General features: G+C 33.3%; 34 protein-coding genes and 1 pseudogene. 26 read left to right on the top strand and 9 right to left on the bottom strand.

Going from position 1 to position 20,935, the window contains the following annotated elements:
• The first annotated feature begins 40 nt into the window (after positions 1–40).
• Together WH267_RS17690 and WH267_RS17685 are read left to right on the top strand one after the other, a co-directional pair.
• Complete coding sequence (locus WH267_RS17690; RefSeq protein ID WP_340010029.1) at positions 41–397, top strand: arsenate reductase family protein; 357 nt, start codon at positions 41–43, stop codon at positions 395–397.
• A 114-nt stretch (positions 398–511) separates the two neighbouring features.
• Positions 512–700 (top strand): hypothetical protein, encoded by a 189-nt coding sequence (locus tag WH267_RS17685; protein WP_115971084.1) that lies wholly within the window; start codon positions 512–514, stop codon positions 698–700.
• A gap of 107 nt (positions 701–807) precedes the next feature.
• Here WH267_RS17685 and gcvT read toward each other — a convergent pair whose 3' ends face one another.
• Genes gcvT through idi form a run of 3 tightly spaced genes read right to left on the bottom strand, consistent with a single transcriptional unit; the run spans position 808 to position 2,876 of the window.
• The gene (gene gcvT, locus WH267_RS17680) at positions 808–1,884 is read right to left on the bottom strand and encodes a glycine cleavage system aminomethyltransferase GcvT (RefSeq protein WP_123319734.1); all 1,077 of its coding nucleotides are present in this window, start codon (positions 1,882–1,884) and stop codon (positions 808–810) included.
• A 9-nt stretch (positions 1,885–1,893) separates the two neighbouring features.
• Entirely contained in the window at positions 1,894–2,364 is a 471-nt protein-coding gene (locus WH267_RS17675; RefSeq protein ID WP_340010028.1) for a hypothetical protein, read from the bottom strand.
• A gap of 2 nt (positions 2,365–2,366) precedes the next feature.
• A complete protein-coding gene (idi, locus tag WH267_RS17670) occupies positions 2,367–2,876 on the bottom strand; it encodes an isopentenyl-diphosphate Delta-isomerase (RefSeq protein ID WP_340010027.1) in 510 nt (169 codons plus the stop codon).
• Positions 2,877–3,192: 316 nt separating this feature from the next.
• Between idi and WH267_RS17665 the strand changes: the two genes are divergently transcribed.
• Both WH267_RS17665 and WH267_RS17660 read left to right on the top strand, forming a co-directional pair.
• On the top strand, positions 3,193–3,603 hold the full coding sequence (locus WH267_RS17665) for an LNS2 domain-containing protein (RefSeq protein WP_123319731.1): 411 nt from the start codon (positions 3,193–3,195) through the stop codon (positions 3,601–3,603).
• Between the two features lie 85 nt (positions 3,604–3,688).
• A complete protein-coding gene (locus tag WH267_RS17660) occupies positions 3,689–4,648 on the top strand; it encodes a D-2-hydroxyacid dehydrogenase (protein WP_115971089.1) in 960 nt (319 codons plus the stop codon).
• Between the two features lie 74 nt (positions 4,649–4,722).
• On the opposite strand, the gene mscL is transcribed toward WH267_RS17660, so the two are convergent.
• Positions 4,723–5,103, bottom strand: coding sequence for a large conductance mechanosensitive channel protein MscL (gene mscL, locus WH267_RS17655; RefSeq protein WP_115971090.1), 381 nt, complete (start codon positions 5,101–5,103; stop codon positions 4,723–4,725).
• A gap of 244 nt (positions 5,104–5,347) precedes the next feature.
• Between mscL and WH267_RS17650 the strand changes: the two genes are divergently transcribed.
• Entirely contained in the window at positions 5,348–6,865 is a 1,518-nt protein-coding gene (locus WH267_RS17650; RefSeq protein ID WP_340010026.1) for an NAD(P)H-hydrate dehydratase, read from the top strand.
• Between the two features lie 107 nt (positions 6,866–6,972).
• Here the strand turns inward: WH267_RS17650 and lgt are convergent, their stop codons facing one another.
• The 4 genes from lgt to WH267_RS17630 all read right to left on the bottom strand — a co-directional run bounded on the left by lgt (position 6,973) and on the right by WH267_RS17630 (position 10,201).
• Positions 6,973–7,845, bottom strand: coding sequence for a prolipoprotein diacylglyceryl transferase (gene lgt / locus WH267_RS17645; RefSeq protein WP_445223278.1), 873 nt, complete (start codon positions 7,843–7,845; stop codon positions 6,973–6,975).
• A gap of 421 nt (positions 7,846–8,266) precedes the next feature.
• Positions 8,267–8,518, bottom strand: a complete 252-nt coding sequence (gene yidD / locus WH267_RS17640; RefSeq protein WP_185018822.1) for a membrane protein insertion efficiency factor YidD — start codon at positions 8,516–8,518, stop codon at positions 8,267–8,269.
• Between the two features lie 179 nt (positions 8,519–8,697).
• The gene (locus WH267_RS17635) at positions 8,698–9,249 is read right to left on the bottom strand and encodes a hypothetical protein (protein ID WP_340010025.1); all 552 of its coding nucleotides are present in this window, start codon (positions 9,247–9,249) and stop codon (positions 8,698–8,700) included.
• Positions 9,250–9,286: 37 nt separating this feature from the next.
• Positions 9,287–10,201, bottom strand: a complete 915-nt coding sequence (locus WH267_RS17630) for an energy transducer TonB (protein WP_340010024.1) — start codon at positions 10,199–10,201, stop codon at positions 9,287–9,289.
• Positions 10,202–10,417: 216 nt separating this feature from the next.
• Here WH267_RS17630 and WH267_RS17625 point away from each other — a divergent pair, with 216 nt between their 5' ends.
• From WH267_RS17625 to WH267_RS17615, 3 genes are read left to right on the top strand one after another with little or no spacing between them, the layout of a single operon-like run.
• Positions 10,418–10,666, top strand: a complete 249-nt coding sequence (locus tag WH267_RS17625; protein WP_340010023.1) for a hypothetical protein — start codon at positions 10,418–10,420, stop codon at positions 10,664–10,666.
• Complete coding sequence (locus WH267_RS17620) at positions 10,626–11,135, top strand: hypothetical protein (protein WP_340010022.1); 510 nt, start codon at positions 10,626–10,628, stop codon at positions 11,133–11,135. The genes WH267_RS17625 and WH267_RS17620 overlap by 41 nt, the downstream gene beginning before the upstream one ends.
• Positions 11,119–11,367: a hypothetical protein gene (locus tag WH267_RS17615; protein WP_340010021.1), complete on the top strand. Its 249-nt coding sequence runs from the start codon at positions 11,119–11,121 to the stop codon at positions 11,365–11,367. Before WH267_RS17620 ends, WH267_RS17615 begins: the two co-directional genes overlap by 17 nt.
• On the opposite strand, the gene WH267_RS17610 is transcribed toward WH267_RS17615, so the two are convergent.
• Entirely contained in the window at positions 11,360–11,821 is a 462-nt protein-coding gene (locus tag WH267_RS17610; RefSeq protein WP_340010020.1) for a helix-turn-helix transcriptional regulator, read from the bottom strand. The genes WH267_RS17615 and WH267_RS17610 overlap by 8 nt on opposite strands.
• A gap of 232 nt (positions 11,822–12,053) precedes the next feature.
• Here WH267_RS17610 and WH267_RS17605 point away from each other — a divergent pair, with 232 nt between their 5' ends.
• The 18 genes and pseudogenes from WH267_RS17605 to WH267_RS17520 all read left to right on the top strand — a co-directional run bounded on the left by WH267_RS17605 (position 12,054) and on the right by WH267_RS17520 (position 20,924).
• Positions 12,054–12,284 carry a hypothetical protein gene (locus tag WH267_RS17605; RefSeq protein WP_340010019.1) on the top strand — a complete coding sequence of 77 codons (231 nt, stop codon included), beginning with the start codon at positions 12,054–12,056 and terminating at the stop codon, positions 12,282–12,284.
• Positions 12,281–12,481 carry a hypothetical protein gene (locus WH267_RS17600; protein WP_340010018.1) on the top strand — a complete coding sequence of 67 codons (201 nt, stop codon included), beginning with the start codon at positions 12,281–12,283 and terminating at the stop codon, positions 12,479–12,481. The genes WH267_RS17605 and WH267_RS17600 overlap by 4 nt, the downstream gene beginning before the upstream one ends.
• 58 nt (positions 12,482–12,539) lie before the next feature.
• A complete protein-coding gene (locus WH267_RS17595) occupies positions 12,540–12,932 on the top strand; it encodes a hypothetical protein (protein WP_340010017.1) in 393 nt (130 codons plus the stop codon).
• Positions 12,933–13,016: 84 nt separating this feature from the next.
• Entirely contained in the window at positions 13,017–13,295 is a 279-nt protein-coding gene (locus WH267_RS17590; RefSeq protein ID WP_340010016.1) for a hypothetical protein, read from the top strand.
• A gap of 184 nt (positions 13,296–13,479) precedes the next feature.
• A complete protein-coding gene (locus WH267_RS17585; RefSeq protein ID WP_340010015.1) occupies positions 13,480–13,620 on the top strand; it encodes a hypothetical protein in 141 nt (46 codons plus the stop codon).
• 2 nt (positions 13,621–13,622) lie between these two features.
• Positions 13,623–14,045, top strand: a complete 423-nt coding sequence (locus WH267_RS17580; protein ID WP_340010014.1) for a hypothetical protein — start codon at positions 13,623–13,625, stop codon at positions 14,043–14,045.
• A gap of 17 nt (positions 14,046–14,062) precedes the next feature.
• Positions 14,063–14,338, top strand: coding sequence for a hypothetical protein (locus WH267_RS17575; RefSeq protein WP_340010013.1), 276 nt, complete (start codon positions 14,063–14,065; stop codon positions 14,336–14,338).
• Between the two features lie 2 nt (positions 14,339–14,340).
• Entirely contained in the window at positions 14,341–14,724 is a 384-nt protein-coding gene (locus WH267_RS17570; protein WP_340010012.1) for a topoisomerase DNA-binding C4 zinc finger domain-containing protein, read from the top strand.
• Position 14,725: 1 nt separating this feature from the next.
• On the top strand, positions 14,726–15,238 hold the full coding sequence (locus WH267_RS17565) for a hypothetical protein (RefSeq protein WP_340010011.1): 513 nt from the start codon (positions 14,726–14,728) through the stop codon (positions 15,236–15,238).
• On the top strand, positions 15,222–16,052 hold the full coding sequence (locus tag WH267_RS17560; RefSeq protein WP_340010010.1) for a hypothetical protein: 831 nt from the start codon (positions 15,222–15,224) through the stop codon (positions 16,050–16,052). Before WH267_RS17565 ends, WH267_RS17560 begins: the two co-directional genes overlap by 17 nt.
• Positions 16,053–16,055: 3 nt before the next feature.
• Positions 16,056–16,322 (top strand): annotated as a pseudogene (locus WH267_RS17555) (DUF3127 domain-containing protein); the annotation flags it as partial.
• Between the two features lie 112 nt (positions 16,323–16,434).
• Positions 16,435–16,848 (top strand): hypothetical protein, encoded by a 414-nt coding sequence (locus WH267_RS17550; RefSeq protein WP_340010009.1) that lies wholly within the window; start codon positions 16,435–16,437, stop codon positions 16,846–16,848.
• A 99-nt stretch (positions 16,849–16,947) separates the two neighbouring features.
• Entirely contained in the window at positions 16,948–17,844 is an 897-nt protein-coding gene (locus tag WH267_RS17545) for a DUF6291 domain-containing protein (RefSeq protein WP_340010008.1), read from the top strand.
• Between the two features lie 734 nt (positions 17,845–18,578).
• A complete protein-coding gene (locus WH267_RS17540) occupies positions 18,579–19,232 on the top strand; it encodes a helix-turn-helix domain-containing protein (protein ID WP_340010007.1) in 654 nt (217 codons plus the stop codon).
• 315 nt (positions 19,233–19,547) lie between these two features.
• Positions 19,548–19,793 (top strand): hypothetical protein, encoded by a 246-nt coding sequence (locus WH267_RS17535; protein WP_340010006.1) that lies wholly within the window; start codon positions 19,548–19,550, stop codon positions 19,791–19,793.
• Between the two features lie 108 nt (positions 19,794–19,901).
• Complete coding sequence (locus tag WH267_RS17530) at positions 19,902–20,057, top strand: bacteriocin-like protein (protein ID WP_340010005.1); 156 nt, start codon at positions 19,902–19,904, stop codon at positions 20,055–20,057.
• 82 nt (positions 20,058–20,139) lie between these two features.
• The gene (locus WH267_RS17525; protein WP_340010004.1) at positions 20,140–20,343 is read left to right on the top strand and encodes a hypothetical protein; all 204 of its coding nucleotides are present in this window, start codon (positions 20,140–20,142) and stop codon (positions 20,341–20,343) included.
• Complete coding sequence (locus WH267_RS17520) at positions 20,343–20,924, top strand: NUMOD4 domain-containing protein (RefSeq protein WP_340010003.1); 582 nt, start codon at positions 20,343–20,345, stop codon at positions 20,922–20,924. Before WH267_RS17525 ends, WH267_RS17520 begins: the two co-directional genes overlap by 1 nt.
• Positions 20,925–20,935 lie beyond the last annotated feature (11 nt).

Here is a 20,935-nt window from a genome sequence, read left to right as displayed (position 1 = left end):
AATGAAGCAGAATTTTAACAAATAACAGACAAAAATAACAATGAAGAAAGTATTTCACCTGAACACCTGCGATACCTGCAGAAAAATTTTAGCACAATTTAATCTTAAAGACTGGGAACTTCGCGAGATTAAGAAGGAACCGATTACCAAAGAAGAATTAGAGGAAATGCATAAACTGACAAAGTCGTATGAAGCTTTATTCAGTAAAAAATCTACTCAGATCAAGTTGAGAGAGTTAGATGTAAAGTCTCTGGAGGAAAAAGACTTCAAAGAATTGTTACTGGATCACTATACCTTTTTAAAACGTCCTGTTTTTATGACTGATAAAGAAATATTTGTTGGGAATGACAAGAATAATATAGAAGCTTTAAGAACATTCTTTGCTGCGGAAGAATAATTTTGCTTAATAACATAAGCCTGAGCTCCACTTGTGGAGCTTTTTTTATTTAAGATGTTGGTGTGTAGTGTTTTAAAGATTATTCTTATCTTTAAATAATCAAAAACTATTATTATGAATCAAAACATTTTTAAAGCCCAGAAACTTAACAGGCTAACATTAAAAGAAATTAAAGGTGGTGGAAAAGTTATCGTACCCAATTGTTTTACACTTTGTGGTGAAGCAGGAGGTGTAGTTTCAGGACATCCGGGAAGGGGAGATATGTGCACTCCGGACAGATCACTTTGCTGCTACTGCAGATAAGAATACAGAGATTGTAAATTTTACAGTCTCTTTTTTTTTGGAATAGATGTTAAAAGAAAAGAGACTATCCGAAGACAGTCTCTTATCAGTATTATTTTTTAGAACAATTATACAAAAGGAGCTTTTACCACTTTTGCAGGAATGTTCTTATTTCTTACCTGGATGAAGATCTCAGAACCTAATTTGAAGTGAGGTTTGTCTACATAAGCAAGACCTAAACCTACTTTCTTCATTGGAGACTGTGTTCCGGAAGTTACTTTTCCGATAACATTTCCTTCAGCATCTACAACAGGGTAGTCATGTCTTGGAACTCCTTTATCTGTAAGTTCAAAAGCTACCAGTTTTCTGGTAACACCTTCTTCTTTCTGTTTAGCGAAAACTTCTTTAGAAACGAAGTCTTTATCAAATTTTGTGATCCATCCTAAACCAGCTTCAATGGGAGAAGTAGTATCATCAATGTCGTTTCCGTAAAGACAGAATCCTTTTTCTAGTCTTAAAGTATCTCTGGAAGCCAATCCGCAAGGAACAATTCCTTCAGCTTCACCAGCCTTCATTATTTCATCCCAAAGTTGTTCAGCGTTTTCGTTTTTGAAATAGATTTCAAAACCTCCGCTTCCTGTATATCCTGTGTTAGAGATGATCACATCGTTCACTCCTGCAACACTTCCTACTGTAAAATTATAATAAGGAATTTCAGAAAGGGTTACGTCAGTAAGTTTTTGAAGAATTTCAGTAGCTTTAGGACCTTGAACTGCTAATAACGACATGTCATCAGATGCGTTGGTCATTTTTGCTCCGAAAGTATTGTATTTTGAGATATGGTTCCAGTCTTTGTCAATATTGGAGGCGTTTACTACTACAAAATATTTGTCATCCTCCATTTTGTAAACGATAAGATCGTCCACAATTCCTCCGTTTTCGTTGGGAAGACATGAGTACTGAGCTTTTCCGTTTTCAAGAGTATCCACATTGTTAGTCGTTACAAATTGTAAAAGATCTTTAGATCCCGGACCTTCGATGAAAAACTGTCCCATATGGGAAACATCAAACAATCCTGCCTTTTCTCTTACTGCAAAATGCTCTTCTGTTACTCCTGAATATTGTACAGGCATTTCAAAACCTGCGAAAGGTACGATCTTAGCTCCCAATGAAACATGTTTGTCGTACAAAGCTGTTTTCTTCATATTTAATTTTTATTTCTTTATTTTAAAACTGTTAAAAGTCTCATTAAATAGGGTCATATAGTTTCCGTTCCAGAATTTCTGGCCACAGTTTATGGTTACCAGATACAAGTCTTTATCCTTTTGAAAGGCTCTTGTAATCCAGAAAAGTTTTTCTTTTTCATCAAAATATTCGTAGAAATATTCTGTATATCCTTTTTTACCTCTGTTTTCCTTTACTTTTTTTTCTTCATCTTCCGATTTATAAAGGGCCAGAATGAATTTCTTCGTTTCAGCTTTGGGAAGATTCAGATCATGATATTCGGAAATGGTAATGGCCCCGATCTCATTGGTTGGGAAAATATTGATAATATCACTGTCATTGGTAGATTTCCAGCCTTCAGGAACATTGATAGAGTAGTTAGCACTATCATAAGTGGTTGCCTTTTGGGCAAAAAACAGACTTCCTGATAGAATAGCAGAAAAGAGAAGGAGTTTTTTCATCGTTAAAAATGGTGTTTATATTCTTCAAGAATGATTTTGAACCATTCGGTGAAATGTTCGGGGTTTTCAGAAATTTCTTTATCCAGATCTTCAGGGGAAATAAATCTTACTTCTTCTACCTCCTCTTTATTCAGGTTAAAATCAGATTCATAGTTTCCAACAAAAACATGATCAAGTTCATGCTCCCAAAGGCCACCGCCTACATCTGCTTTGTAAATAAAATTGAATTTTTCTGAAAGTTCAGCCTCTATTCCCAACTCTTCTTTTAATCTTCGTTGAGCTCCGGCCAGGTAAGTTTCCCCAATTCTGGGGTGTGAACAGACTGCATTGGTCCATTGATTGGGAGAATGGTATTTTCCTGACGCCCTTTTCTGAAGCAGCATTTCGCCCTTAGCATTGAATAAAAATACAGAAAAAGCACGGTGTAACAAACCATTAACGTGAGCTTGCTGTTTTTCCATCAAGCCCAAAACCACATCATCAGGATTTACTAAAACTACAAATTCTTCCATTTCTACAAATGTAAGTGTAATAAATGTATTTTGGAAATTTTTAGGAAAACATTATATCTTTTGGATGATAGGAAAAGAGAATAAAAAAGAAAATTTTAAATCATAAGTATGATTCACAAAAAGCCAAAATATTCTCTATTTCAATATCTAAACTAAAATTAAAAAAGAAAAATTTTAACCATAAGTCATTAAATCATGAATAAAATGTTTATATTATTTATTAAATAACGATTTTTATAGTAAAATTTTAACTTAAAGCAAGATTAATATAGCTAATGGTTATAAAATCCGTAACTTTGTTACTCAAATTTTCGTGATGGAATTAGAATACGTAGAACACATCAGTCCTATTCTTAAGGATGGAGTAAAAAATTATTTAATCGATATAGACGGAACCATTACGGATGACGTTCCTAATGAGGAACCCGAAAGAATGGTTACCTGTGAGCCATATCCTGACGCTTTGGAAACCATTAATAAATGGTATGACGAAGGACATCAGATCTGTTTCTTTACCTCAAGAACCGAAAACCTGAAGCAAATCACAATTGATTGGCTGGATAAGCATGGGTTCAAGTACCACAGTGTACTTTGTGGAAAACCAAGAGGAGGAAATTATCACTGGATAGACAATCATTTGGTAAGAGCTACAAGATACAAGGGAAGGTTTACTGACCTGGTAGAAAAGCAGGTAACCATTGAAGTGTTCAAAGAAGACGAAGAATAAAATAATATAACGGAAGATTTAAAAATTGAATGGAGTGTATCCTTTAATTTTTAAATCTTTCAACTTTTAAAACATAGCTGTATTTATGAAAGTTTTAGCAAATGACGGCCTGGATCAATCTGGAATTGATGCATTAACAGAAAAGGGATTCGAGGTGATTACTGCAAAAGTTCCACAGGAGCTTTTAGTAGATTATATTAACGAGCACGAAGTTCGTACTTTATTGGTAAGAAGTGCTACACAGGTGAGGAAAGATATTATTGATGGTTGCCCATCCCTCGAAATTATCGGAAGAGGTGGGGTAGGAATGGATAATATTGATGTAGACTATGCAAGAGAAAAAGGAATTCATGTCATCAATACACCGGCAGCTTCTTCAGAATCTGTGGCTGAGCTTGTTTTTGCTCACTTATTTTCCGGAGCGAGATTTCTTCAGGATTCCAACAGAAAAATGCCTTTGGTAGGAGATACAGAGTTTGCAGGTCTTAAAAAAGCATATGCAGCAGGGATTGAATTGAGAGGAAAGACCATCGGTATCATCGGAATGGGAAGAATAGGTCAGGAAGTGGCAAGAATAGCTCTTGGACTTGGGATGAGAGTGGTTGCAGCAGATAATAATGTAGGAAGAGCAAGTATTAAAGTGAAATTCTACAATAATCAGTTCATCAACGTAGATATAGAAACAGAACCTTTACAGGAAGTGTTGAAGCATTCAGACTTTATTACCCTTCACGTTCCGGCTCAGAAAGACGGATATATGATTGGTAAGAATGAGTTTGAAATCATGAAAGACGGAGTAGCTATCGTTAACTGTTCCAGAGGAGGAGTTATTGATGAAGCTGCTTTAATTGAAGTGTTGGATTCCGGTAAAGTGAGATTTGCTGGCCTTGATGTTTTCATTAATGAGCCGACACCTTCTAAAGAGATTCTTAACCATTCTAAAATCTCCCTTACGCCACACACAGGTGCTTCCACACTTGAGGCTCAGGATAGAATCGGGCTTTCCCTGGCAGATCAGATTTCAAGCATTCTGCAGATTCAGTAATTGAAGCTATCAGATAAAACAAAAGCACCTTCATCAAGAAGGTGCTTTTATATTTTAAACCGCTAGGGAACGGATTATATATTATTTTTGCTTTTCAGTAAATCTCTGATTTCAGCCAATAACTTTTGATCATCTGTAGGTCCTGTAGGGGCCGGAGCATCTTTCTTATTAACTTTATTAGCTCCTTTAATGATAAAGAAAAGAACCATAGCAATACACAGAAAGCTAATGACGGCAGAAAGGAAATTCCCATACGCAACACCATTCCAGGTAAGTTTAGCGATATTTTCTGCACCTGCTGCTTTAAGCGCAGGGTTTAAGATCAGAGGAGTGATAACGTCTTCCACTAAAGACGAAACAATTTTACCAAATGCTGCTCCAATGATTACACCGACAGCAAGATCGAGAACATTTCCTTTAAAGGCAAACTCTTTAAATTCCTTAACAAATCCCATAATTTATATTTTTTAATTAGTATATACACAAAAATATAATTAAAAAATGTAAAAAACACTACTTTTTATCGTTTTTTATTCTGAAAAAGCGGACTTTTATCCTAAATTCATAGTATCTGATTTAATAGAAATTGTAACTTTATCCTTATATTTTATCTCATTAATGATGTCCCTTTATTTTTGTTATCTGGGCTTTATCATAATGAAATATCTTTTATAATTTATTTAAAAGTCAGATTTACCTATGAAGATCTTCACTGCTGAACAAATCCGTAGCTGGGACCGGTTTACCATTTCCCGTGAGCCAATATCTTCCATTCAATTGATGGAGAGGGCTTCAATGACGATAGCTAATTGGATAACCGAACATTGTAAAACCCATAGAAAGACAGTTTTACTTTGTGGCAACGGTAATAATGGTGGTGATGGTTTGGCAGTAGCAAGAATACTTTATCTGAAAGGATTTGATGTAGAGGTATTTGTTAAAGATCCAAAGGGCAAATTCTCAGAAGATGCCTCGGTGAATATTAAAAGGATAGAAGATATTTCAGGAATCTCTGTCCGGACCTTCAGTCAGATTACTCAATATAAGTTTGATGATGAAACTGTTATTATTGACGCGCTCTTTGGAACTGGATTGTCTAGACCTTTGGAAGGAGAATATAAAGAACTTGTTGATCAGATTAATAAAAAAGATCATATTAAAATAGCTATAGATGTTCCCTCTGGAATGTCTGCTGACAGGCTCATTGGTGGTGATTCTGTTATCTTGAAAACTGATTATACACTTACTTTTCAGTCCTGGAAGCGAAGTTTTCTTCATCCGGAAACCGGAAAGTATACCGGAAAAGTAATCGTTCTGAATATTGATTTAAATAAAGAATATGCTGAAGTAACTGAAACGAATTATTTCGCAACTGATGATCACTTTGCCGGCTCCCTTTTTATACCCAGAAATGAATTTGCTCATAAAGGGAGTTATGGTAAAGCCGTAATTGTTGGTGGAAGCTACGGGAAGATTGGTGCAGCAGTCTTGGCTACAAAATCGGCCTTGAAAACAGGAGCAGGACTTACTTTTACATTAGCTCCTCAATGTGGATATGAAGTCTTGCAAACTTCCTGTCCTGAAGCTATGTTTACAGAAGGAGGGGAGCAATATATTAAAGATTTTGATATTGATAAAGGAGCAGTTATGGGAATTGGTCCCGGTTTGGGAACACATACCGATACTCAAAAAGGACTTTTGAAGTTTCTGAAAGATAATCAGGCTCCATTAGTATTGGATGCCGATGCATTGAATATTATTTCTGAAGATGAGAAAAACCTTCAGTTAATTCCCAAAAGATCAATTATCACTCCTCATCCCAAAGAATTCGAAAGGTTATTTGGTCCAACAGAAAACTCTTTTGAACGATTGGAACTGGCAAGAAAAAAAGCTGGAGAACTTGGTGTTTATATTGTATTAAAAGATCATCATACACAAGTAATTACTCCTGATGGGAAAGTTTACTATAATCTGACCGGAAATGCGGGACTTGCCAAAGGAGGAAGTGGTGATATTCTGACCGGTATTTTAACTTCACTATTAGCTCAGGGGTATTCGGAAAAAAATGCCTGTATTCTGGGAGTCTGGCTGCATGGAAAAGCCGCAGATCTTGCAGCTGAAAAACACTCAAAAGAGTCTATGCTTCCTACAGATGTCATTGATGAGTTAGGAAATGTTTTTATTGGTTTAAATAGAAAAACAATGAGAATTTTATGATTGCAGGGAAGGCTAAGGACATAAATCAGTAAACGTAAAAAAGGCAAATCTGTAATTAACAAATTTGCCTTTTTATATTTTAAGCCAAGATTAACCAGCTATTCTGTTTATTCCGGTTTCTCGTTTTCTACCTCCGTAATTTTAAATCTTCTGGAAACGATCATGATGATCACTCCGGCAAGCATAAAAGGAATGGAAAGAACCTGTCCTGTGTTTAGTCCTCCGATCTGAATGAATTCATCACCTTGCGGTTCTTTTAGGAACTCTACAAAGAATCTGATGGCCCACAGGATGATAAAGAATAATCCAAATAGCCATCCCTGCTGATATTTTTTATTTGTTTTTCTGTAAAGAATCCATAATAAAATGAATAATGCAACATATCCTACTGCTTCGAATAACTGACTTGGGTAACGCGGTACCGTAAGTCCATATTCACTGCTCTGTTGTGGGAAAAGTAATGCAAAAGGAGAATTGGGGTCAGCAGGTTTTCCTACGATCTCAGAATTGAAGAAGTTCCCCATTCTTACAAATGCACCACCTAAAGCTACTACAATCCCTAATCTGTCATATACCCAGAAAGGGTTTTTCCTGATAACCTTATATGAGTAATAAAGAGTGGTAAGAATCAGTGCAATAGTTGCTCCGTGACTTGCCAATCCTGAAAATCCTGTGAATTTGATCCCGTTTTTGGTGCTGATTGGTAAAAATACACTCCAGAAATCCTCCTTAAACAGTTCCGGCTGATAGAAGATAACATGTCCTAATCTAGCTCCAAGAATAGTTCCTATCAATGTCCATGTGAAAAGCGGTTCCAGATATTTCTGGTTAATATTATCAATTTTAAAGATTCTTGTCATTAAAATGTATCCAAAACCAAAGGCCAGCACGAACATTAAGCTATAAAAGTGTAGGGTAAATATGCCGATATTGATACCTTTTGACGGATCCCATATTTTAAAAGAAGTTTTAAGTTCCACTTTATCAGAATCAGAAATAGGTTTTGCAGACTTTACCGCATATTTGAATGTGGTGATATTATCTTTGGAAGGAGGAGTGTTGATCAGTTTAAAATGTTTATCAAAAAACTGATATTGTGAATCTTTGAATCTTGTAAGTGTTGAAGCACTGTAGCTGTAGTACGCAGGTTCAAAATTAGATTCGTTAAGGATGACCAGTACATTATCTTTGATTCCTCTGTCTGGAAAAGCGCTAAGGTCTCCCAGTTCTGTAGTGGAATAGATTTTTACAGGAACATTATTTCCATTGATGTCTAAAGCTCCGTCAGATAGACCTCCAGGGTATTCCTGTGCAAAAAGGCACTGGGTAACCAATGCAAATATGACAAGGTAAATTCTGAAAAAAATATTACTCATTTTTCTATTGATTTAATAGTTTGTTTTATTGATGTTTATGCTTAGGGGGAACAGGGTCGTAGCCGCTTCCTCCCCATGGGTGGCATCTTAAAATTCGCCTGAACCCCATCCAGAACCCCTTAAATACACCATGAACCTGCAAGGACTCTACCATATAATGAGAGCAGGTAGGTTCGTAACGGCAATTTTTAGGAAGTAGGGGCGAGATGAACCACTGGTAAAATTTGATCAAAATTACCAAAGGAAATGTAATGATTTTATTGAATGTAAGTTTCAAAACAATGCAAAAATAGGGTAAAAAAATGAAAATTAGTTTAATTTTTTATAAAACAGCATTGTGTTGATATTCAGTAATTTAAATATTTTAAAATGTGCTGAAAACATAGGTATTTACTATGTTTTTTACTATTTTTTTACTACAATTATATTACAAATATAAAGATTAATATTAATTTTTTACCAATTGTCATTAGTTTCCGTATACTTTGAAACGTCAAATAATTGAGTAAACGAATAGTTTATTATTTTAGAAGCTCTTCCTTCGAAATTATTTCGAAAAGATTCTTTGTCATTTGTAAGGGCGTAGCTTTCCAGATTTTCATTACCATCGTTTGAAATTGCAACTCCGCTGGAGTATAAAGAACCTGAATTTCCTTTTAGTCTTATGTTAGTTATTGTGACCCTGTATTTATTTTCTTTAAATTCTATTTTGAAGTTTGTAAAGAACTTTGATGAATAAATGAAAATAGGAGTTCCAGCTCTTGTGTTTCCCGCTCCTTTATAGTCCATCATATAATCTGAAACATCTCCATTTAATATTCCACTTTCAATGCTTGTTACATTTACTTTACCAGAACTAGTTAAAATGTTTTTTACTTCGTCAATATTTTTGGTCGAATCATATATCTTTTGCCAAACAACTTGCTTATTATTTATTGAAAAAGAGTTTTCCTGAGAATAATATAAACACGAAATCAGGATTGTAAATAAAATAGCTATATTTTTCATTTTACCAATTTTTAATATTATTATATGATTTATTATTTTACGAGAATTCCATTGAGAATTTGGATTTATAAATTGATCTCACATTTACTGAATTTATTTTAGCTGGTGACCATTTTGTTCTTAGTGACTTAATTGTCTTAATGGCTTCTTTATTAAACTCTTCATTTTTTCCTATCGCTTTAATATTAGAAGTGCTACCGTCTTTTTCTATTATAAATGACAATTCTGTTTCTACATTGCCTGGTTGACTTGTAATTAATGAAGTATCAATGTGTTCTCCAATTGTTTTTCTAAAAGCACCCATACCTCCGGGATATTCAGCGTTAAGTTCAACTTCTGTAAAAATTGTTTCATCATCTTCAGCAACATTTGGGAAAATTTTAGATGAATAAATATTCGTTTCTTCTTTGTTATCCTTATTTAGTACCGTAATTACTTTTTCGTAAGCATTATATCCAATGTACATTTGGTTATTATATTTAATAGTTTTAAATGAACCATCCATATACTGAATTTTTATTGTAGATATTTTTAAATATTCAACTACATCAGTTGGCCAAACTGATTCAAACGTCCACTCTCCTACATTTTTAGATTCAATTGGGCCAATAGCTTTTAATGTTTTGTAATATCCTGTTTTAGTCTTAACAAGATCTCCAACTGGATTCTCCCCCGCAACTGTAAACCATATATATTTTATAGTTTTAGTAGATGGATTAAAAATAAAGAAATTAGCGCCAGTTACATAATCTTCATCTGTAGCTTTAAAGCTTATTATACCAATGCCATATTTTTTAATTGCTAAAAATGGCTTGAGAGCATTATTTAAATTTTCATTTATTTTGTCAGTTTCTAAATTAAAATCTGGAGGCAATAAAACAAACTCCTTAGGCTGCGGGATAGATTGTGCGAAAATAATATTAGAAATTAATAATAGTAATACTTTTTTCATGTATTAATTTTTCCACAAATATAGAAATATAAATTATTTCAAAATTTACGGTTTCCCGTAATGCTTTATTTAGAACAGATTTAATTTAAATATTTGTATTAATTATTCATTGTTATATGAATTAATATCATATATTAGCAATCGAATAAAGATAAGAAAACGGAATAATTAATGACTTATTATTAGTATTTTTGGGCAAACCTTAAATTACTAACAATGAAAGCAAAATTAATTATTTTAACTGCAATTGTAGCAGTTCTTATTCATTCATGTTCCGGTGAGAGAGATAACGAAAATGTAACTCCTACATTGGAAAAAACTAGACCTGAAAATTTTAAGTTAAACAAAAATGGGCAGACAAGTAAATCCGTTTCTGATACAATTATTGTTAGAGGATTGAATATGCCCGAAGACCCAGAAATAGATGGAGGAGATCCTACAACAATTACGCCGCCACACAGATAAGAGTAAATTAACTTATTTGAAAATAATAGGCTCGATACTAGTGATAGTATCGGGTTTTTTGCCTTTCTTAGATAATATCATAGTGTGGTTTAATCCACCATTTGCATATTATCAAAATACAATAGGAGGATATTTGAGAAATGATTATTGGTTACTTTCTTTATATTATACCACATTTGCGGTGATAATAGGAAAATTCATGAAGGCTTATGGCCTATTATTTTACTTTCCTTTATTTGCTTCGATATATTGTTCGTCACTATATGTTTGTCAATTTGTTCTTGGAATAAAGTTTGAGCCTGAATGGCCACATAGAATAGGTTTAATTATTATGATGATTCCTGGAGCTTATGTATTATATAGGTTTGTTAATCATATTCAAAATTTAATATTAGAAGATGAAATACAATATAATACTATAAGAGGAATTAGAAAACAAAATAATAAAACCAATGGAGAAGATAAATAGAGAACAACGTGGTTTTATTAGGCAATTACATTATAGAAATGAGGATTTTTTTGATCGAGGTATTATTGAATATGATGAATACATTGAAAATAACTTTCTTCTTCTACGTCAGGTGCGATTTTCTAATATTAACAAAGAACAAAGATTCTTATTAACGGAGTCTATATCACTCGATCTAAATCTTGATAAATTCCGCTTAGGTATAAAAATAGCTCAATTTGGATTTAATTAATTGAGCTTTTATCCCGTTGTTTATCCTTGCTATCTTCCTTTAACTTAAAATGCCTTAATATTGGAGCTAATGATATTTCTATTTTAAGAGTTAAGCTGTCAACCATATCTTTGAGTTCCTCATTTTCCTTCTTCAATTCCAATAAATCATTGTGTAAAATTTCCATTTGCTTATCATGAGGTAAATTTTTTATATCTAAATTGGTTGGTTCTTTTTGTATTATTTTGGAAAATTCTCCAGTAAGAAGAAAAGCTTTATCTATACCATATAAGCTTGAAAGTTTTTCAGCTAATCTTTTTCCAATACTTCTTTTTCCGTTAATAAAGCCTGAAACATATTGCTGGGAAACATTTAATGCATCCTGAATTTCTTTCTGAGAAATATTATTTTCTGCAAAATAATCCTTTAAATAACAACTTACACGGTTGTTTTTTTCTACATCTTCTATATTCATAAATAAAAAATTATCTGTATTAATACAGTCCTCATTTGAGGTGTGCGAAATTATACTGTTTATCCTAGTTGTTTATCAGTGATTTCACGGTGATTTCAATTTTGTTTTTTTATATTAAAATTAAATACCTTGAATATCAAACAGTTAAATATTAACAACTAAAAAAGTTGTTAGTTAATTTGCGAACAACTAAAAAGGTTGTATATTTGCTATATCAAAATGATAGAACAAGATGAAAAATCAAGCAAATATACTAAAACCGCGAAAAATAAGAGGTGAAGTATTCCGTAAGATTCTGGAAGATTACAGTTTGTTAAAGAAGATTGCAGATGAAACAGGGAATAGAGAGTCAACAGTAACCAATTGGGCTTATAGAGAATCTGATAAAGTATCAAATTATTTCTCTGTTAATGCGATTAAAAAACACACTGGCTGGAAGGATAAACAAATATTTCAATCATGAACCTAGATTATCAAATAGCAAAAGATTATTTGCTAAAGCTACCCTTAGATTCAAGAGAGGAATTATGCAAGAGTATTCTTAATGGTTTGAAGGTTAGGAAAAAAACGAAGAGGGAGATAGAGCAGGAGTATTCTAATTATTTAAGCAAATCAAAATCATTTAAAGACTTCAAAGATAGATATTTTCAAAAAAAATGAGTCGCCCTGCGCGAACAGAACGACTCGGTCAAATCGTGTAACTCATAAAAATTACAACATGGCAAAAGTAAGAAAAATTTTAGGAAAACAGATTATCAGAACTCATTTAAGTAGAGTAACTGATTGGGGAATGGGAAAAGACTACATAAGAGGTCACATTCTTCTAGAAAACGGAATGTTCATTCAGGTGTCAAAGGGAAAGTATTACATAGTTGTAGATGGGGTAAGAGAAGGAACGATACTAAAAACCTCATCGGCATTTAGAAAGATGAAAATCGTAATAGCAAAAGCCTTTAAAACTTATCGCAAAGGTTTGAAAGGAGGACAGATGCATCATGTAGGATATTGGAAGAGTAGAGTGGTAGACGGCATGCATAATATAAGCCTCTTCAAACATTCGGAAGTTAAGTTCTCAGAAAACAGGTCTAATTTTTTAAAGCTCGCTTCATGAATACTTTATTATTTCTAATCAAATGTTGGTTTGTTCAGCAAACAATTTACATCATCGAATATTTACTTAAAAAACAATAACAACATGGAAAATTTCAAAGGAACAAAAGGGAAGTGGACAATGGAACGGGATTTAGAATATCCCGCGCTTCATAATATTTGGAGCAATGAAGAAAGCACGCTTGAAAAAGGAACATTGATAGCAAGTACTTGTTATGCTATTTTAAGTGAAGCTAATGCTTTATTAATCTCTAAAGCCCCTGAAATGCTTGAAGCACTTATAACTATTAGACGTAGGTATAATATACAGCCTGATTTTGAAAGAGAAATTGATCAACTAATCAAAGAAGCCACTGAGATATGAACCTAACAGACTACCTACAAAAGCCAATCAGTGAAAGAAAACAAATTGTATCTGTACCGGTAGGGATTAAAGATCAGTTTTGGCTTGAGAGATTAAAAACGGCTTTTAAATTTTCTAGTCCATTGTCTGTTTCTCTGCATAAAATATTAGTAGATGAATATTGGATCCTTAAAAAATCGTAACCATGAAAATAACTGTAATAATAGAAAACGTGGGCGGTGTTTTCTATGTAAACCACAAACGCCTGGGGCACGAACCACTTTCCGAAATGGAAACAACTGCATTAAACGAGTTCATCAAAGAGTTTAAACAATCAAATAAATAATCATGACAACACAAGAGAAAATCAACAATCTAAAAGAGGAATTGGCAGTTTTAGAAATCCAGTTGGAAAATGAAAAACAGGATCCTAAATTATTCTTGTTAGAGATTTTAGGCAATGAATTGACTTTAAAAATAGACTTAGAAAAATATCCAAATTCTGTATTCTATTTCAAAGAAGATAAATGTTTGTTAGAATTAGAAAATTCAGGAAGTACAACATACTTATGGTGTAATTATTTTAAAATTTGGAATCCTATTTCTGAAAAATTTTCCCTTGAATACTCAGAAATTCAGCAATTGATTAAAGAGACGGTAGAAGAGCACTTCAAAATGAGAGACGTCACACCACACCGTCTATCTGGCCTATACAGGAGATGGGTAGAAGAGCACTTCAAAATGAGAGACGTCACACCAATACATAAATAAAAACCAAAAATGAAAATATGGAACCAATTGACTACAGCCGAGGCAGGAACAGCACTAATTCCAAAACGGCATTCAAAAAAGTAAATGAGACTATTCCTAAGATGTGGGAGCGAGTTTTAAATGAGGTAGACGGGAAAAGATCAACTATTGAGATCGCAAATGAACTTAGAGTACAAATACACGTAATATCCGGGCGATTCTCAGAGCTTAAAGCAAAACATAAAATTTATCAAACCTCATCAAAAAAGATCGGCAGTAAGCATTACGCGATCTATTCAAAAACAATTAATTAATTATGAGTTTACCTGATAGCACAGAATATTGGTGGGATGTAAAAGGTTGCCAACCTTATATGGGTGAAATTTATGTTCATATAAGCGAAATATGCAACCATTACAAACCCGAAAGCGGAAATACACTGACATCAAAATGGCTAAATGATATTAATTGCCATGCATGCAAAAAGTTAATTAAAAACAACGGAAATATCTATGGTCTGAAAGAAGGGACTTCACCAACCCAACAATTAAAAATTGATAAGGAAAGTAACAAGTTCAAGCATGGCAAGTGTGATAAATGCGGAAGTCCTATGTCAATTCGAAAGAACAAAATGCAGAATATAAATTTTTTAGGATGTTGTAATTATCCTAAATGTAAATTCACAAAAACAATCAATTAAAATGGAAAAACAAACTAAAACACACTTCCGTAAAGTGTACAAATCAGATCACTTAGGGGTGGCAGATTTGGAAGATTACCTGGAAGATGGGAAAAGGTTGGTTTTCAAAATACGAGAAGTTAAGCAGGAGTTAGGAGCAAGTGTGGCAGGCAAGAAAGGAGACTTCAATATCGCATATTTTGAAGAGAAAATAAAACCACTTGTGTTGAATGCAACTAACGCTGCGGTATTGAAAGGATTCTCCGGGTCCTCATTCGTGGAAGACTGGAAAGGACTATTAATCGAGTTATTTATTGATTCAACAGTAAAAATGAAAGGAGATGTCGTCGGTGGTGTTAGAATCGTAAAGAAGCAGCCAATAATTGACACAGATCTGACCAATGAAATAAATGGATGTAAGGATGTTATGGCTCTTCAATCGTTATTTACTAAGATGTCAAGAGATCAGCAGCAGAGATATAAAGTATTAGTAACCGAACGAAAAAAGAAATTAGAGTATGTTGAAAGTGCATGATTTTTCAAATTACAAGTTTCGTCCTCATGCAATTGGGAAATTAATGAAAGGGCTTCCCAAGCCATTAACACCTAATCAAGTTGAAACTTTAACTGGACTTATGGAAAAGCGATATGCCGGAACCATTACTGACAAGCAAATTGTAACACTTGGTGATTTGATAAAAAAGAGAGATGCAAAACCAGAGTTATCAGATGGAGCCAAAACTTACTTAAATGAACTTTTTAAAGATAAGGTTTTTGATAGATCCAAAGAAATTCAAAGTAAGTACTTATCTAAAGGCATTTCTGTAGAGGACGAAAATATAAATCAATACAATGAGGTAAACAGAACATTCCTTATAAAGAATGAAAAAAGACTAGACAATGAGTTTTTTGATGGAGAAATGGATGTTATTGAGGATATACTTTATGAATTTAAAAGCTCTTGGGATTATTCAACATTTCCTCTTTTTGAAGAAGATGTTCCAAATGAAGACTATTATGATCAGATTCAATGCTATCTTGATTTAACAGGTCTTACAAAAGCAAAACTAGTTTACGGATTAGTTGATACTCCAGATGATTTAATCCTAGATGAAAAAAGAAAGATGGCATGGAAATTAGGATTTTTAGATGGTATTCCTGAAGAATTAGACGAAGAAATTACTAAAAATATGACTTATGCTGACATACCAAAACAAGCCAGAATAAAAGAGTTTGAAATTTATAAAGATGAAAAAAGACTAGAGCTTATAAAAATAATGGTAAAGCAGGCTAGGGTCTATCTAAACTCACTTAACATAACATTAGCAAAACACTTACAATTAATTTAAAATATGGAAATACAAGGATCAATAAAAAGAATCGGAGAAACTGAAACATTCGCTTCTGGTTTTCAAAAAAGAGAATTTGTACTACTTACAACTGAACAATACCCGCAGCCTATAAATATCGAAATAATGGGAGATAAGATAGATATTCTTGACCCATTTAAAGAGGGAGATAATGTAATGGTTGGAATCAATTTAAGAGGAAGAGAATGGGTTTCTCCACAAGGTGAAACAAAGTACTTCAATTCAATAGTTGCATGGAAGTTACAAAAACTATAATTATTGAAAGACAAGGACGGTTATTTTATAGGCCGTGATTCAAACGGCCTATTTAAATGGAATGAAAAAAGACTAATCAGAATAGAAAACGATAATAAGAAAACCAATGAAAAACCCAAAAGTAAACCCAGAAATTGAAGCAATCAAAAACAGGCTAAGAAATGAAATTCTTCCTGAAGGCTTCATCCCAAATAGCAGAGTAGCTAAGCAGCTTGATCTATTAGATGCAATGGCCACTTTAGAATATGCTAAGAGTTTAAACAGGCCGGTGAGAATGGCTAAGCCTGGAGAGTGCGAGGCAATTAAGAAGGAAATCTACAAGCAATACCAGAAGGACCCTAATAAACCTGCAGGAATGTTATCGTCAAAGGAGGCTGCTGATAAAATAGGAATTAAAATATCTAACCTATGGCAGCAGAAAAAAAATAATACTATTAAGGCTGTCAGAGTAGGTTCTAGAAATTATTATTCAGAAGCTGAAATTATAAGATTTAGAGCAACCCATTATAAAACAGCTTAAGAATTAAATACCATACAATGAGTGATGTTAAAGTGTGGTAAAAAAAAAGGCCTTCCGTGCCTGTTTAAAAATTAATTACCAATAGTTATATAAGAAGATATGGAAAGAGACGGATTTGTTTTTTACCGAAGCTTCTATGAGGGAATAAAAGATCTGCCGAGAGATATTCAGGGAGAAGTGCTTACAGCCATAATGGAGTATGGCTTAAATGGAGTAACAACTGAAAATCTAAAGCCAGTAGCACGAGCTATATTTACTTTGATAAAACCTCAAATAGATGCTAATAATCAGAAGTTTATAAACGGTAAAAGCGGTGGTAGACCACCCAAAGAAAAACCAAACCATAACCTAGAAGAAACCAAACTAAAACCAAACCATAACCAAACCATAACCAAACCGGAACCTAAAGAGAAAGTAAAAGTTAAAGAGAAAGTAAAAGAGAAAGTAAAAGAAGAAAGTATTCCCCCAAACCCCCAAGAAGATTTTATTGAAATTTTATTTTCGGAAGAAAAAAAAGAAGAATCATCAGAACCGGTAATTACTGTAAATGGAGAAAAAGAAAAAAGTTGCGCGAAAAAAGAAAAAGAAATAATTGACTTTTTTCATCAAGAATGTCCAAGTCTTCCAAGAGTTTTAGTTGTAAGCGAGTCTAGAAAAAAAACAGTTAAAGCAAGGCTAAATGACTATGGGCTTGAAAAGGTAAAAGAAGTATTGCAATTAGCAGGAGAATCCAAATTCCTAGCAGGTGATAATCACAAAAAATGGACTGCTGATTTTGATTGGGTGTTTAATGCAACAAACTTCATTAAAATCATGGAAGGAAACTATAAAAACAAAGATCATAACAATGGAGAATCAAATTACCAAACAGGAGTCACAGGAAATAATTTTTCTTCCAGGCAAGCAAGTTCCCAACAAGCAACCTACAATATCGAAGAAGCAGCTGAAAGAATTACCAATGATTTTGCAAATGGAAATATCCCGGGAGTCTATTAAACAATCTTCAGCCAATACAAAGGAAAAGCTTGTAAATGATGTTCTAGCCCTTTTTCAAGTTAGAGATAAAAATCAGGAAAAGAAAGAAATGATGGATACATGGTTGCTGTTTTTGCTGGATTTTAGATTGACAGCCACTGAAATATATCAAGCACATAAAATGGCAATACAACGTGTTTTGTTAGATCAAAACGGGAAAGAAATTGAATGCCTGCCAATGTTGTCAACTAATACAACGGGAAAGATCCTAAAGGCTTATGAACGACACAAACTAAACGATAAGCAACTTGAGGCCGGAAGAGAGCAGCTGAAAAAACTGCTTAATCCAGAACCGGAAAGATCTCCTGAAGAAATAAAGGCCGAAAAAAAGAAGAATTGGGACGCTTTGGTTGAGTCAGTGAAAAAAGGAGAAAAATGCAACCATGCTTTCCTGTTTTATGAATTCGCAATTAAGAAAGGTGGGCTATCATCCTTTGTAAGAGACGAAAGTGGTCAAAAAATCGCGATTAAAGATAAAATGATACAAATCCTTACTAAAGAGAAATTAAAGCCAAATTCGATATTATTTAACGCTTACGAGTTGAAGAATCTTTCAGAGTATTTTGAAGATAAGAAAAAAGCCATGACAGATGATATTGCGTTTTCGTTCGATAGACTTCATGCAATGGCTATAACTCATGTTAAAAACGATAAGGTTTATGAATGGGTATCTGAGCAAATTAAATCGAAAAGTCATGAAAACAAAGATTAAACGAACGCCCTCTGATCTGCTTGATGATTTCACGATTTTCATTTATAATCTTAGATCAAGAGAATTTAAGATTCAAGAAATAGCCGCATTACTAGGAAAGGATCATTCAACAATCATGTATCACTTGAAGAAATACGAAGGATTGTCGCAATTCAACCAGGAATTTAAAAACAGAATTAAAAACTTTAACGAAGAATATTTTTTACGAAAAATGAACGCATCAAAATTACTAAAAAAGCCCATTGGATTTATGCCATTAGCACCTGTTTCTGCTCAATTTATTAATACTAAACCAGTGCAGGCGCAACCGTTAATTAAGCCATTAAAAGGTCCCGAAAATTATAATGACAAAGATCGTGAAGTGGTAGAAATGTGGTTGTCATTTACTGCGATCGGAACCACTATCGTAGATACCGGAACAAAGATGCTTAAAAATAAAGGATTAATTCATTCACGAGATGGAATATTCGATCTTATCAATGCCTTTAAACAACTTAATAAGCACTTTACAGGAAATGAAAATTTCGATAAAAAGGAAATTGGAATTGAAGATTTTATTTTCTCATTCTTAACCTCAACGGAGGAGCAACAAAACAGGGTGATTAAGTTTCAAGAGTCTTTATTTAGAAAAGCTTAGTTTTCAAATTTATTGATTGTATAAACCTCATCATTAATTGTTAGTTCAAATTTTGAGTCCTTAGAACGATAAGCCTTCATATACTCAGCATTAGTGACGTCTCTTTTATATAGCTTTTCCAAAAGATTTTTAAGATTAGTGTCAACCGCCACAACCTTGCATTTATAAAGGGCTGTAAATATATTTTTTAATCTCTTATCCATTATGCAAATGTAAATAAAATAACAAATAATAACAAAACATTTGTTTATGTAAATAAAACGACATATATTTACAGAGTCAAATCAAAGTAACAACAATTAAAAATTCAACAACATGGCAAAAATTACAGCGCAAGAGGAGACGTTAATCACTTCAACTGACAAACCTCGAAAAAAAATCAAATTAGAGTTTGTGAGATTTGGAAAAAAAGGAGGAGCTTATTCTAAAGAGTATTTCAAAATCACCACGCAAAGTGGTTCTTCTAAGGGAGAAACTCATTTTCTAACCTTAGAAGACTTAAAGAACATTATTAAGGATGCTGAACCGCTAATAAAGGCAGCAGATGATGAGTTAATCTAAACATTGTTAAAGCGAACCTGGGCAAGTCTAAAAACTGCCTTTATGGTTAGAGGCGGTCACTGGATCGGCCGCCTCTTTTTTTCTAAAAAATCAAATAAATCAAATATTATGAAAAACTTAAAAAAATTATCAAAAGCGCAATTAAAAGAAGTAAACGGAGGTATGAGATGGGATGATACAAGAGGTTGTAATGTTATCGACCTTAGACCCGGAGCTAAGCCTGAGTGGATGCAGGAGATTTCTAACTGGTGGTGTAAATTATAACAAGGCTGACCACCTATAACGGTCTCATGGTTAAAGTTCCCCGGCTTACGGGTCGGGGTTTTACAATCTTAAAAAAAATCATATGAAAAAAATACATGAAAATCTCACAATACAGCTAGAAGCATTAAAATTAGAAATTGAAAAGCGAGAAGAGATATTTGAAAATAGATCTGAAAGATGGCAAGAAAGTGAAAAAGGTGAAGAGTATGAATTAAGAACCCAAGAACTTGAACAGGTTGTTGATGATCTTGAAAACACAATTGATGAATTACTAAATATTATCTAATGAAAAGTAAGTACAAGAAAGTAGCAGTAAGCGAGAGGCTGCCGGAAGTTTGGAAAGACGCAGTTGGATATGAAGATTTGTATCAAGTATCTAATCATGGTAATGTCCGTAGTAAAGATAGGATAGTACATTCTAAAACAGGCAGACCTATGTTGTTTAAGAGTAGGATGCAAAAGCTAACATTAAATAGAATAGGTTACTACACAGTTTGTTTTAGAGCAAGAACAATTAATTTAAATAAAACAATTACTGTTCATAGGTTAGTAGCACAAGCCTTTATTAAAAATGACAATTGTTTTCCAGTCATTAATCATAAGGATTTAGATCCATTAAATAATTATTTTGAAAATCTTGAATGGTGTACACAGTCGCATAATATTAAACATGCAATTTCACATGGTTTGATTGTAAAAAGTTCTTTTGAATATAAAAATTCACAATTAAATGCTATTCAAGTAATGGAAATTAAGGAGCTATTTAAAAGTTCAGAATGGACAAATATAAAAATTGCAAAAAAATACAATGTATCACACCAGATTATATCAAAGCTAAAGCATGGTAGAACTTATAAAAACGTATAAACTAAAACAAC

It is taken from the genome of Chryseobacterium sp. MYb328 (assembly GCF_037572595.1).
Lineage (GTDB): Bacteria > Bacteroidota > Bacteroidia > Flavobacteriales > Weeksellaceae > Chryseobacterium > Chryseobacterium pennae.
The sequence above is the reverse complement of the archived record's forward strand: the minus strand, read 5'-3'. Positions and strand labels throughout refer to the sequence as shown.

What these genes read in the sequence shown, in the direction of transcription:
- WH267_RS17690 (WP_340010029.1), top strand. Translation starts at nt 41, where the DNA reads ATGAAGAAAGTATTTCACCTGAACACCTGCGATACCTGCAGAAAAATT.
- WH267_RS17685 (WP_115971084.1), top strand. Translation starts at nt 512, where the DNA reads ATGAATCAAAACATTTTTAAAGCCCAGAAACTTAACAGGCTAACATTA.
- gcvT (WP_123319734.1), bottom strand. Translation starts at nt 1,884, where the DNA reads ATGAAGAAAACAGCTTTGTACGACAAACATGTTTCATTGGGAGCTAAG.
- WH267_RS17675 (WP_340010028.1), bottom strand. Translation starts at nt 2,364, where the DNA reads ATGAAAAAACTCCTTCTCTTTTCTGCTATTCTATCAGGAAGTCTGTTT.
- idi (WP_340010027.1), bottom strand. Translation starts at nt 2,876, where the DNA reads ATGGAAGAATTTGTAGTTTTAGTAAATCCTGATGATGTGGTTTTGGGC.
- WH267_RS17665 (WP_123319731.1), top strand. Translation starts at nt 3,193, where the DNA reads ATGGAATTAGAATACGTAGAACACATCAGTCCTATTCTTAAGGATGGA.
- WH267_RS17660 (WP_115971089.1), top strand. Translation starts at nt 3,689, where the DNA reads ATGAAAGTTTTAGCAAATGACGGCCTGGATCAATCTGGAATTGATGCA.
- mscL (WP_115971090.1), bottom strand. Translation starts at nt 5,103, where the DNA reads ATGGGATTTGTTAAGGAATTTAAAGAGTTTGCCTTTAAAGGAAATGTT.
- WH267_RS17650 (WP_340010026.1), top strand. Translation starts at nt 5,348, where the DNA reads ATGAAGATCTTCACTGCTGAACAAATCCGTAGCTGGGACCGGTTTACC.
- WH267_RS17635 (WP_340010025.1), bottom strand. Translation starts at nt 9,249, where the DNA reads ATGAAAAATATAGCTATTTTATTTACAATCCTGATTTCGTGTTTATAT.
- WH267_RS17630 (WP_340010024.1), bottom strand. Translation starts at nt 10,201, where the DNA reads ATGAAAAAAGTATTACTATTATTAATTTCTAATATTATTTTCGCACAA.
- WH267_RS17625 (WP_340010023.1), top strand. Translation starts at nt 10,418, where the DNA reads ATGAAAGCAAAATTAATTATTTTAACTGCAATTGTAGCAGTTCTTATT.
- WH267_RS17620 (WP_340010022.1), top strand. Translation starts at nt 10,626, where the DNA reads ATGGAGGAGATCCTACAACAATTACGCCGCCACACAGATAAGAGTAAA.
- WH267_RS17615 (WP_340010021.1), top strand. Translation starts at nt 11,119, where the DNA reads ATGGAGAAGATAAATAGAGAACAACGTGGTTTTATTAGGCAATTACAT.
- WH267_RS17610 (WP_340010020.1), bottom strand. Translation starts at nt 11,821, where the DNA reads ATGAATATAGAAGATGTAGAAAAAAACAACCGTGTAAGTTGTTATTTA.
- WH267_RS17605 (WP_340010019.1), top strand. Translation starts at nt 12,054, where the DNA reads ATGAAAAATCAAGCAAATATACTAAAACCGCGAAAAATAAGAGGTGAA.
- WH267_RS17600 (WP_340010018.1), top strand. Translation starts at nt 12,281, where the DNA reads ATGAACCTAGATTATCAAATAGCAAAAGATTATTTGCTAAAGCTACCC.
- WH267_RS17595 (WP_340010017.1), top strand. Translation starts at nt 12,540, where the DNA reads ATGGCAAAAGTAAGAAAAATTTTAGGAAAACAGATTATCAGAACTCAT.
- WH267_RS17590 (WP_340010016.1), top strand. Translation starts at nt 13,017, where the DNA reads ATGGAAAATTTCAAAGGAACAAAAGGGAAGTGGACAATGGAACGGGAT.
- WH267_RS17585 (WP_340010015.1), top strand. Translation starts at nt 13,480, where the DNA reads ATGAAAATAACTGTAATAATAGAAAACGTGGGCGGTGTTTTCTATGTA.
- WH267_RS17580 (WP_340010014.1), top strand. Translation starts at nt 13,623, where the DNA reads ATGACAACACAAGAGAAAATCAACAATCTAAAAGAGGAATTGGCAGTT.
- WH267_RS17575 (WP_340010013.1), top strand. Translation starts at nt 14,063, where the DNA reads ATGGAACCAATTGACTACAGCCGAGGCAGGAACAGCACTAATTCCAAA.
- WH267_RS17570 (WP_340010012.1), top strand. Translation starts at nt 14,341, where the DNA reads ATGAGTTTACCTGATAGCACAGAATATTGGTGGGATGTAAAAGGTTGC.
- WH267_RS17565 (WP_340010011.1), top strand. Translation starts at nt 14,726, where the DNA reads ATGGAAAAACAAACTAAAACACACTTCCGTAAAGTGTACAAATCAGAT.
- WH267_RS17560 (WP_340010010.1), top strand. Translation starts at nt 15,222, where the DNA reads ATGTTGAAAGTGCATGATTTTTCAAATTACAAGTTTCGTCCTCATGCA.
- WH267_RS17550 (WP_340010009.1), top strand. Translation starts at nt 16,435, where the DNA reads ATGAAAAACCCAAAAGTAAACCCAGAAATTGAAGCAATCAAAAACAGG.
- WH267_RS17545 (WP_340010008.1), top strand. Translation starts at nt 16,948, where the DNA reads ATGGAAAGAGACGGATTTGTTTTTTACCGAAGCTTCTATGAGGGAATA.
- WH267_RS17540 (WP_340010007.1), top strand. Translation starts at nt 18,579, where the DNA reads ATGAAAACAAAGATTAAACGAACGCCCTCTGATCTGCTTGATGATTTC.
- WH267_RS17535 (WP_340010006.1), top strand. Translation starts at nt 19,548, where the DNA reads ATGGCAAAAATTACAGCGCAAGAGGAGACGTTAATCACTTCAACTGAC.
- WH267_RS17530 (WP_340010005.1), top strand. Translation starts at nt 19,902, where the DNA reads ATGAAAAACTTAAAAAAATTATCAAAAGCGCAATTAAAAGAAGTAAAC.
- WH267_RS17525 (WP_340010004.1), top strand. Translation starts at nt 20,140, where the DNA reads ATGAAAAAAATACATGAAAATCTCACAATACAGCTAGAAGCATTAAAA.
- WH267_RS17520 (WP_340010003.1), top strand. Translation starts at nt 20,343, where the DNA reads ATGAAAAGTAAGTACAAGAAAGTAGCAGTAAGCGAGAGGCTGCCGGAA.